The following is a 9,026-nucleotide window of genomic DNA, read 5'->3' on the forward strand; positions in this document are numbered from 1 at the left end:
GAGTACGTCACCGCCCCCGCCCGCCAGTTCGCCCGCAAGCCCGCCTCCCTCAACCACGACGAGGCCGCGGCCGTCCCGCTCGCCGCGCTCACGGCCTGGCAGGTCCTGGTGGACACCGCCGACGTACGCCCCGGTCAGCGCGTGCTCGTCCACGCCGCGGCGGGTGGCGTGGGCCACTTCGCCGTCCAGATCGCCAAGCACCTCGGCGCCCATGTGATCGCCACCGCCAGCGCGGGCAAGCACGCCTGGCTGCGGGAGCWCGGCGCCGACGAGGTCGTCGACTACACCGCCACCCCCTTCGAGAAGGCCGTCTCCGGCGTCGACGTGGTCGTCGACCTCGTCGGGGACGAGATCGACAGCACCAGCACGCGCTCCCTGGAGGTGCTGCGGCCGGGCGGTCTGCTGGTCGCCGTCCCCTCCGGGGTCTCCGGCGAGCTCGCCGAGAAGGCCGCCGCGGCCGGTGTGCGCGCCAGGCCGTTCCTGGTGGAGCCGGACGGCACGGCCCTGGCCACCCTGGCCGGGCTGATCGACGCCGGCGCGGTCACGGTCGAGGTGGCGTCGGTGCTGCCGCTGGCGGAGGTCGCGCAGGCCCACCAGCAGCAGGCCTCGGGCCGCACCCGGGGTAAGATCGTCCTGCGGGTGTCCGAGTGAACCCGCCGCGGTGAGGGGCGCTACAGCGCCGGGGTGTCCAGGGCGAACAGCCGTCCGTACCCCGTGATCGCCTCGGTGTGGCTGTCGGCCGCGCGCAGCACCGCCCACAGCAGTACCTGATTGGCCGTCAAGACCGGTCGTCCCAGGGTGGATTCGAGGCGTTCCACCATCCCCACCGCACGGAAGCCGTTGCCTCCCACGACGACGGCTTCCGTCTCCTCGGGGTTGTGGGCGGCTACCCAGTCGTGCAGCTCGCGCGGCCGGATGAGGGACTGTCCGCTGGGCAGGGCGCAGGGCGCGGAGAACCGTACGTCGAAGCCGGCCGCCTCGTAGTAGGCGCGGCCCAGGTCGTTGAGCTCCTGGTCGAACCAGGGCGGATCGACCAGACAGATCCGGGTGGCGCCCAGCAGGCGCAGGGCCTCCACCGTCGAGGCGCAGGTGGCGACCACCGGCAGGCCGTCGGCGCGGGCCGCCAGCCGGGTGAGCATCGCCGCCTCGCCGTCCGCGCCGATGACGTACGCGGAGCTGGTGAAGGCGTAGCCGATGGCGGCCAGGGGTGCGGCGGCCAGCTGTGCGGCGGCCTCGTCCACGTGGGGCGGCCCGGCGAAGGCCCGTACCGGGGCGAGCGGGATCGTGGCGTCCATGGCGCCGCCGGAACGCATCGCGCCGAACGGCACCCGGGCGGCGTGCACGCCCACGTCGGGCGGGGCCATCGCGCGGAACTCCGACTCGGGCCCCACATCGGCGTGGGGCGTGAGCACGCCGACGCGCACCCGCACCTCCCAGCCATCAGGTCGCCACATCGCTCCCGCACCTCCACACGGACGGCTCTGCTGTACGGACCGCCTGCTTCCGCTTGTCCATCGTGCGGGCCCACGGCCGACCGCGCGATATGCCGCCGCCATCCGGGTGCGCCCGGCCCGCCCGCGCTGACCTGCGCTTTCCCGTGATCGTCGTGGTCGGGCACCGAGCGCCAACGCCCTTGCGCCATGCCGCAGTTGATCGGCGTCCTTGGATTCCGCGACCTCACCATGGCTATCGTCCCGCTGTGAGGAGCGACAAGCAGCGGCGAACCGCCCGGTTCCCCGCGAGTCGCTCCCCGCCACCCCCGAAGGCACCGGGCAGGACGACAGGAGTGTGTGGGCATGAGGAGTGAGGTTCCCAGGACGGTGTGCCTGGTCGGCGCCGGACCGCGCGGCCTGTCGGTGCTGGAGCGGCTGTGCGCCAACGAGCGCGCACGGCCGACGCACTCCGCGGTGACCATCCACGTGGTGGAGCCCTGCGAGCCCGGCGCCGGCGCCGTTTGGCGCACCGACCAGTCCCGGCTGCTGCTGATGAACACGGTGGCCTCGCAGATCACCGTCCACACCGACGACGGCTCGTGCATCGAGGGGCCCATCGAGCCCGGCCCCACCCTGGAGGAGTGGGCGCGCGAGATCACCGCGTCCGGCGACCGCGCCGGGCATGGCGAGCAGACCCTCGCCGAGGCCCGTGACCTGGGGCCGAACACCTACCCGAGCCGGGCCTTCTACGGAAGCTACCTCTCCGCGATGTTCCAGCAGGTGGTCCGGCGCGCCCCCGCGCACGTCACGGTCGAGGTCCACCGCTCGCGCGCCGTCGCCCTCGCGGACAGCCACGGCGAGGCCGACTGCGAGCAGGCCGTCGGCCTCTCCGACGGAACCTGGCTCAGCGGCCTGGACGCCGTGGTCCTCGCCCAGGGCCACGTTCCCGTACGGCCCACCGCCCGCGAGGAGCGGACCGCCAGCCTCGCCCGGGTCCACGGTCTGCGCTACCTCCAGCCCGCCAACCCCGCCGACCTCGACCTGAGCGTCGTCGCGGCCGGCGAGCCGGTCCTGCTGCGCGGCCTCGGCCTCAACTTCTTCGACCACATGACCCTGCTCACCCAGGGACGCGGCGGCTCCTTCGAACGGGTCGGGGGGCGGCTGGTGTACCGGCCCTCGGGGCAGGAGCCGGTGATGTACGCCATGTCGCGCCGGGGTGTGCCCTACCACGCCCGCGGTGAGAACGAGAAGGGTGCCTCCGAGCGCCATCTCCCGCGTCTGCTCACCCCCGAGCACGTCGCAGCCCTGCGCAAACGGGCGGCGGACGGTCAACGCATCGGGCTGCGTGAGGAGTTGTGGCCGCTGATCACCCGTGAGGTGGAGAGCGTCTACTACGGCACCTGGCTGACCGCCCACGGCCGTGACGCCGAGCGCCCGGCCCTGGTCGACCGCTTCCTGGCGTGCGAGAGCGCCGAGGGGCGCGGCGCACTGCTCGACGCGGCCGGCATACCGCAGGCGGAGCGCTGGAGCTGGGAGCGGCTCTCGCGGCCGTACGGGGACCAGGAGTTCGGCGACCGGGACGCGTTCCGCGACTGGCTGCTGCGCCATCTGCGCGACGATGTGCGCGAGGCCCGGCGGGGCAACCTCAGCGGGCCCCTCAAGTCCGCCCTCGACGTCCTGCGCGACCTGCGCAACGAGGTGAGACTCGCGGTCGACCACAGCGGTCTGCACGGTGACTCGCACCGCGACGAACTCGACGGCTGGTACACCCCGCTCAACGCCTTCCTCTCCATCGGACCCCCCACCTCGCGCATCGAGGAGATGATCGCCCTCATCGAGGCGGGCGTCCTGGAAGTGACCGGCCCGGGGACCGAGATACGCATCGACACCGTCCGCCCCGCCTTCGTCGCCCAGTCCCGGTCCGTCCCCGGACCGCCCCTGCGGGCCCAGGTGCTGATCGAGGCCCGGCTGCCCGAGGCGGATGTGCGGCGCGCCGCCGACCCGCTCCTGCAGCACCTGGTCGCCACCGGGCAGGCCGTGAACCACCGGGTGCCCACCGCCGGGGGCGCCTGGTACGAGACCGGCGGCCTCGCGGTGGCCGAGCGCCCCTACCGCCTCCGTGACGCGCGGGGCCGGACGCACCCGCGCCGGTTCGCCTACGGGGTGCCCACCGAGGCCGTGCACTGGGTGACCGCGGCCGGGATCCGGCCCGGGGTGGACTCGGTGACCCTGGCCGACTCCGACGCCATCGCCCGCGCGGTGCTCGCCCTCGCACCCCGCCCCACCGCGTCCGCCACCGCCGCYGACCGTCTGCAAGGAGCCCTCGTATGACCAGCCGCTCCGACACTCCGCTCGACTCCGGTCTGCTCTCGCCGGTCCGTGCCGGCACCCCGGTCGAGGAGGCCGTCGGCGACCCGGCGTGGCTCCAGGCGATGCTGGACGCCGAGGCGGCGCTGGCCCGGGCGCAGGCCCGGCTCGGCACCCTGCCGGAGGAGGCCGCCGAGGTCATCGGCGCACAGGCCCGCGCCGACCACTTCGACCTGCGGGAACTGGCGCTGGCCGCGCGCGAGACCGCCAACCCGGTCGTGGGCGTGGTGCAGGCGCTGACCAGGCGCGTCGCCGCCGTGGACCCGGCCGCCGCGCACTACGTCCACCGCGGCTCCACCAGCCAGGACATCTTCGACACCGGCGCGATGCTGGTGGCCGGGCGGGCGCTGCGGCTGATGCGCGCCGACCTCGCCAGGTCCGCCGACGCCCTGGCCGGTCTGGCCCGGCGCCACCGCGCCACCACCATGGCGGGCCGCACCCTCGCCCTGCACGCCGTCCCCACCACGTTCGGGCTGAAGGCCGCGGGCTGGCGGCAGCTGCTGCTCGACGCCGACCTGCGACTGGAACGCGTCCTGGACGCGGGGCTGCCCGTCTCCCTGGGCGGGGCGGCGGGAACGCTCGCCGGATACCTGGAGTACGCGCGCCTGGACGGTACGGGCCCGCTGGACCCGGGGGAGTACGCCGCCCGGCTCACCGAGGCCTTCGCGCGGGAGACCGGGCTCGCCGCGCCCGGCCTGCCCTGGCACACCCTGCGCACCCCGGTCGCGGACCTCGCCGCCGCCCTCGCCTTCACCGCCGCCGCCCTCGGCAAGATCGCGGTAGATGTGCAGTCGCTGACGCGCACCGAGGTCGGGGAGGTCGCCGAGCCCGCGGTCACCGGACGCGGCGGTTCGTCGGCCATGCCGCACAAACGCAACCCGGTCCTGGCGACCCTGCTGCGCAGCGCGGCGCTCCAGGTGCCCGTGCTGGCCGCGGGCGTCACGCAGTGCGTGCTCTCCGAGGACGAGCGCTCCGCCGGGGCCTGGCACGCCGAGTGGCAGCTGCTGCGCGAGTGCCTGCGGCTGACCGGCGGTGCCACCCACACCCTGGTCGAGCTGGCCGAGGGACTGGAGGTGCGGCCCGAGCGCATGACGCGGAACCTGGCGCTGACCGGTGGCCAGATCGTCTCCGAGCGGATCGCGGCGGTCCTGGCGCCCCGGCTGGGCAGGACCGAGGCCAAGCAGGCACTCACCCGGGCCTCGCACGCGGCCCAGAGCTCCGGCCGGCCGCTGGCGGACGTCCTCGCCGAGTCCGAGGAGGTGCGCGGCCACCTCACCCCCGCGGAGCTGGCCGAGCTGTGCGACCCGGCGCGGTACACGGGCGCCGCGGCGGCCCTCGTGGACCGGGCGGTGGGCACCCCGCGCTGAGACCGGCCGTGCGGGATACCCCGATCGGCCCCTTCGTCTGCGTGGCTGACGGTTACTCAGGTCCGAAGGTGCTGCCCTGTGACGGGGGGTCACACGACGACAGGAGACTCATGCGTACCGCACTGCTGCGCAACGGGGCCAGGGTGGCGGCAGCCGCCGCCCTGGCCCTCGCCACCGCACTCGGTGGCGCCGCCACCGCCGACGCCACCGCCCGCGGCGAGGAGTACGGCCACCACGGCAACCCGGTGGAGGTGGAGATCGGGGCCTCGGGCATCCACGCCCCGGACACCGCGCAGGCCGGCCTGGTGGCCTTCCACGTACGGACCGACGACCCCAAGGGCCACTTCCTCCAGGCCTTCCGGCCGCACCGCGGTGTCACCGTGCGCAAGGTCCTCGCCGACCTGGGCAAGGCCGTCAGCAAGAAGCCCGCAGCCGCCGCGCGGGGCATCTCTGCGGTGCGTGACGAGGCCGAGCTGTTCGGTGGGGCCCAGGTCACCCCGTCCGTGCCGGAGACCTTCACCACTCGGGTCGGCGCGGGCCCCGTCGTCCTCCTGGACTTCACCGCCTTCCTGGCCGACCCGGCCCACCCCGTCACCCGCGTCCTGCACCTGCGCGACGGATCGTCCGGCGACCTGGCGGACTTCCCCGACAGCATCGTGATCACCCGTGAGACCTCGAAGGGACCCCGCTTCGACGTCAACGGCCTGCACAAGGCGAGGGAGAACGTCCTCGTCCACAACGCCTCGGACGAGATCCACGAGATGGGCCTCCAGCCCGTCAAGCCCGGCACGACCGACGCCCAGCTCCAGAAGTTCTTCGCCGGCCACACCGCCGGCCAGCCGCCGTTCACCGGGCCCTCCCTCGGCCTCGGCGCCATCTCGCCGGGACGCACCGCGCTGCTGGAGCCCCACCACCTGCGGCCGGGCACCTACGCGCTGCTCTGCTTCGTACCGGACGACAAGACCGGGGTTCCGCACGTCGCCGAGGGCATGCACAAGGTCGTGGTCCTGACCTGACGCCCGTCGCGCGTCCGCCCGGCCCCGAGCGGCGGACGCGCCGGGACGGTGTGCGGCGGCTCCACCGCCGCCACCGCCCCCGGCGGCCCCGGCGGGGTCAATTCCGGCCCGTAGCACGGGAAACGGCCGGAAAACGCCGTACGTCGGATCCGTCCAACCGGTGCGGAACGGCAAGAAAAGGATCTTCGCGTCCGGGTCGTTGTGACACGCTGTCGAGGTGTCCCGCGTGCAACACCGAACGAGAAGAGAGACGTTCATGACCACAGTGCTCGGATCCTCCGTGGACATCCCCACGCAGGACGGCACCGCCGACGCCTACCTCGTCCACCCCGACGACAACGCCCCGCACCCCGGGGTCCTGCTCTACATGGACGCCTTCGGGCTCCGCCCCCACCTCAAGAAGATGGCCGACCGTATCGCGGCGGCCGGATACACCGTGCTGGTCCCCAACGTGTTCTACCGGGCGGGCCGGGCGCCGATCGCCGAGCTGCCCGACTTCATCGACCCGCAGCAGCGGCCGGACATCTTCGAGACCCTGGGCCCGCACATATTCGCCCTCACCGCCGACCTGGTCGTACGGGACGCGGACGCGTATCTGGGCTGGCTGGCCGAGTCCCCGCTGACGACGGACGGGCCGGTGGGCGTCACCGGCTACTGCATGGGCGCGGGCCTCGCCCTGCGCACCGCCGGGTCCTTCCCCGAGCGGGTCGCGGCGGCGGCCGGCTTCCACGGCGGCCGGATGGCCACCGACGCCCCCGACAGCCCGCACCTGCTCGCCGGGCGGATCACCGCCGAGCTGTACTTCGGCCACGCCGACCAGGACCCGGGCATGCCGGCCGAGCAGATCGACCGGCTGAACAAGGCGCTCTCGGAAGCCGGGGTCCGCCACCGGGCCGAGGTCTACCCGGGCGCCCAGCACGGCTACACCCAGGCCGACACCGCGGCCTACGACGCCGCTGCCGACGCCCGTCACTGGGAGGCCCTGCTCGCCCTGCTGGACCGCGCGCTCTGAGGCGTACGGACACGAGGACAGGCGAAGAGGCCCGCATCCCAGGGGATGCGGGCCTCTTCGTACAGTAGCGGGGACAGGATTTGAACCTGCGACCTCTGGGTTATGAGCCCAGCGAGCTACCGAGCTGCTCCACCCCGCGTCGGTGAACCCAACTGTACGGCACTTCGCGCGCCCCCATGACCAGTCGCCCCCGCGCGCACCCGCACACGACATCTCCTGGCTCCGGCCGCCCCGGACCGGGGGTTTGGTTGACTGGGGCCATGAGCGATCTCTTCGTCAAGATCTGCGGTCTGCGGACCGAGCGCGATGTGGACGCGGCCGTGGAGGCCGGGGCCGACGCCGTGGGGTTCGTCTTCGCGGCCAGTCCGCGCACGGTGGACACCGAGACCGCCCGGCGCCTGGGCGCACGGGTGCCGGAGCACGTGCTCACGGTGGGTGTATTCCGCGGGCAGCCGGTGGAGGAGGTCCGGCGGCTGACGCGGGAGAGCGGTGTCCGTGCCGTCCAGTTCCACGGCGACGAGGGCCCCGAGCACTACCGCGCCCTGCGCGCCCCCGGCCGTACGCTGATCCGGGCCACCGCCGCGGGAGAGGTTCCGGTCGGCTGCGGAGAGCTGGACGAGGACATGCTGCTGCTCGACGCCCCCGACCCCGGCTCGGGCAAACCGTGGAACTGGGCCTCGCCCCGGTTCACCGCCCCCACGGGCCGCTGGCTGCTCGCGGGAGGCCTGCACCCGGAGAACGTCTCGCGGGCGGTCGAGGCCACCGGGGCGTGGGGTGTGGACGTCTCCAGCGGGGTGGAGAGCGAACGCGGGGTGAAGTCGGAGCGGCTGATCCGCGCGTTCGTGGCGGCGGCGCGGCGGTAGGCGGTACGGACCGCCGAGGATCCACCCGTCCGCCGGAGGCCCGGCGGTTCCCGGCCGTCGGGGGTGTCCGCGCCCGCCCGGATGCGGAGTGGCGGGGGAAGGGGTGATCCTGGAGTCCGGGGGCTGCCTGCTCTAGGAGGACACGACATGTCCGTCATGGACAAGCTCAAGCAAATGCTCAAGGGGCACGAGGACCAGGCGGGTAAGGGTGTCGACCGCGCCGGTGACTTCGTCGACGAACGAACGCAGAGCAAGTACAGCGGCCAGGTGGACACCGCCCAGGACAGGCTCAAGCAGCAACTGGACTCGGACCGCGAGCAGGGCGGTGGGCAGGACAACCCACCGATGGCGTGACACACCCGGGCACCTGGTCGTCGGCCCCGGCACGGCCGGGGCCGACGACCGCTCACGTCCCGGCGACCGCCGCACCGCACACGGGGCAGCGGTCCCGGCCGTCCCACCCGCGCCAGCCGAAGTCCGCGGGGGGAGAGGGACTGGCCCTCCAACTCCGCGCGTACGGCGACCCGGTAGGCCCATACCGCCGCGATGTACGGGTGGTACGCCTCGTGGAAGACGGGTGACTCCGCCCCCGCGCCGGTGGCCACGGCCCGGCGCAGCGCCCGGAGTTGTTCGTACATCCTCTGCCCGGCACGGGCCACCTCGGTGCCGGCCTCGATGAACAGCCGCTCCCGCACTTCCTGGATCCCGCCCTCGCGCAGGGCGGCCCGTGTGGCGGCCTCCAGACCGGGTTCCTCCCCGGCGGTCCGCGCGAGGTGGCGCAACCGTGTGAAGCACGCCTCGGCGGCGGAGATGAACTCCAGATACACCGTGCGCCGCCGCGCCCCGGACCCGCGCTCGTCCTCCCTGCGGTGCCGCAGGTAGTCCGCCAGCACCGTCCCGGAGATCGCGATCGAGCCACCGCTGAGCGTCGCGACGAGCGTGCCCCAGTCCACCTTGCCTCCCGCCCC

Annotated in this window: 8 protein-coding genes and 1 tRNA gene; 7 read left to right on the plus strand and 2 right to left on the minus strand. The window is 74.0% G+C overall.

All coding sequences use genetic code 11. The features are described from left to right. The coding region (locus ACJA3G_RS22140; protein WP_406554766.1) for an NADP-dependent oxidoreductase at nt 1-651 on the plus strand (651 nt) is incomplete at its 5' end. Between the two features lie 20 nt (nt 652-671). Here the strand turns inward: ACJA3G_RS22140 and ACJA3G_RS22145 are convergent. Then, entirely contained in the window at nt 672-1,454 is a 783-nt protein-coding gene (locus tag ACJA3G_RS22145) for a maleate cis-trans isomerase (protein ID WP_406554767.1), read from the minus strand. Nucleotides 1,455-1,796: 342 nt separating this feature from the next. Between ACJA3G_RS22145 and ACJA3G_RS22150 the strand changes: the two genes are divergently transcribed. From ACJA3G_RS22150 to ACJA3G_RS22165, 4 genes are all read left to right on the plus strand, one after another. After that, on the plus strand, nt 1,797-3,764 hold the full coding sequence (locus ACJA3G_RS22150) for an FAD/NAD(P)-binding protein (RefSeq protein WP_406554768.1): 1,968 nt from the start codon (nt 1,797-1,799) through the stop codon (nt 3,762-3,764). Next, nucleotides 3,761-5,167: a 3-carboxy-cis,cis-muconate cycloisomerase gene (pcaB, locus tag ACJA3G_RS22155; RefSeq protein WP_406554769.1), complete on the plus strand. Its 1,407-nt coding sequence runs from the start codon at nt 3,761-3,763 to the stop codon at nt 5,165-5,167. Before ACJA3G_RS22150 ends, pcaB begins: the two co-directional genes overlap by 4 nt. 110 nt (nt 5,168-5,277) lie before the next feature. Beyond that, entirely contained in the window at nt 5,278-6,183 is a 906-nt protein-coding gene (locus tag ACJA3G_RS22160; RefSeq protein ID WP_406554770.1) for a hypothetical protein, read from the plus strand. Between the two features lie 256 nt (nt 6,184-6,439). Continuing rightward, entirely contained in the window at nt 6,440-7,195 is a 756-nt protein-coding gene (locus tag ACJA3G_RS22165) for a dienelactone hydrolase family protein (RefSeq protein ID WP_406554771.1), read from the plus strand. A gap of 65 nt (nt 7,196-7,260) precedes the next feature. Here the strand turns inward: ACJA3G_RS22165 and ACJA3G_RS22170 are convergent. Further along, nucleotides 7,261-7,334: transfer RNA gene (locus tag ACJA3G_RS22170), tRNA-Met, on the minus strand. A gap of 121 nt (nt 7,335-7,455) precedes the next feature. On the opposite strand from ACJA3G_RS22170, the gene ACJA3G_RS22175 reads away from it, so the two are divergent. Together ACJA3G_RS22175 and ACJA3G_RS22180 are read left to right on the plus strand one after the other, a co-directional pair. Continuing rightward, the gene (locus ACJA3G_RS22175) at nt 7,456-8,058 is read left to right on the plus strand and encodes a phosphoribosylanthranilate isomerase (RefSeq protein WP_406554772.1); all 603 of its coding nucleotides are present in this window, start codon (nt 7,456-7,458) and stop codon (nt 8,056-8,058) included. A gap of 147 nt (nt 8,059-8,205) precedes the next feature. Next, nucleotides 8,206-8,412 carry an antitoxin gene (locus tag ACJA3G_RS22180; protein ID WP_406554773.1) on the plus strand — a complete coding sequence of 69 codons (207 nt, stop codon included), beginning with the start codon at nt 8,206-8,208 and terminating at the stop codon, nt 8,410-8,412. Nucleotides 8,413-9,026: the final 614 nt, after the last annotated feature.

Source organism: Streptomyces sp. YS-3, assembly GCF_045257485.1.
GTDB lineage: Bacteria > Actinomycetota > Actinomycetes > Streptomycetales > Streptomycetaceae > Streptomyces.

What these genes read in the sequence shown, in the direction of transcription:
- ACJA3G_RS22145 (WP_406554767.1), bottom strand. Translation starts at nt 1,454, where the DNA reads ATGTGGCGACCTGATGGCTGGGAGGTGCGGGTGCGCGTCGGCGTGCTC.
- pcaB (WP_406554769.1), top strand. Translation starts at nt 3,761, where the DNA reads ATGACCAGCCGCTCCGACACTCCGCTCGACTCCGGTCTGCTCTCGCCG.
- ACJA3G_RS22160 (WP_406554770.1), top strand. Translation starts at nt 5,278, where the DNA reads ATGCGTACCGCACTGCTGCGCAACGGGGCCAGGGTGGCGGCAGCCGCC.
- ACJA3G_RS22165 (WP_406554771.1), top strand. Translation starts at nt 6,440, where the DNA reads ATGACCACAGTGCTCGGATCCTCCGTGGACATCCCCACGCAGGACGGC.
- ACJA3G_RS22175 (WP_406554772.1), top strand. Translation starts at nt 7,456, where the DNA reads ATGAGCGATCTCTTCGTCAAGATCTGCGGTCTGCGGACCGAGCGCGAT.
- ACJA3G_RS22180 (WP_406554773.1), top strand. Translation starts at nt 8,206, where the DNA reads ATGTCCGTCATGGACAAGCTCAAGCAAATGCTCAAGGGGCACGAGGAC.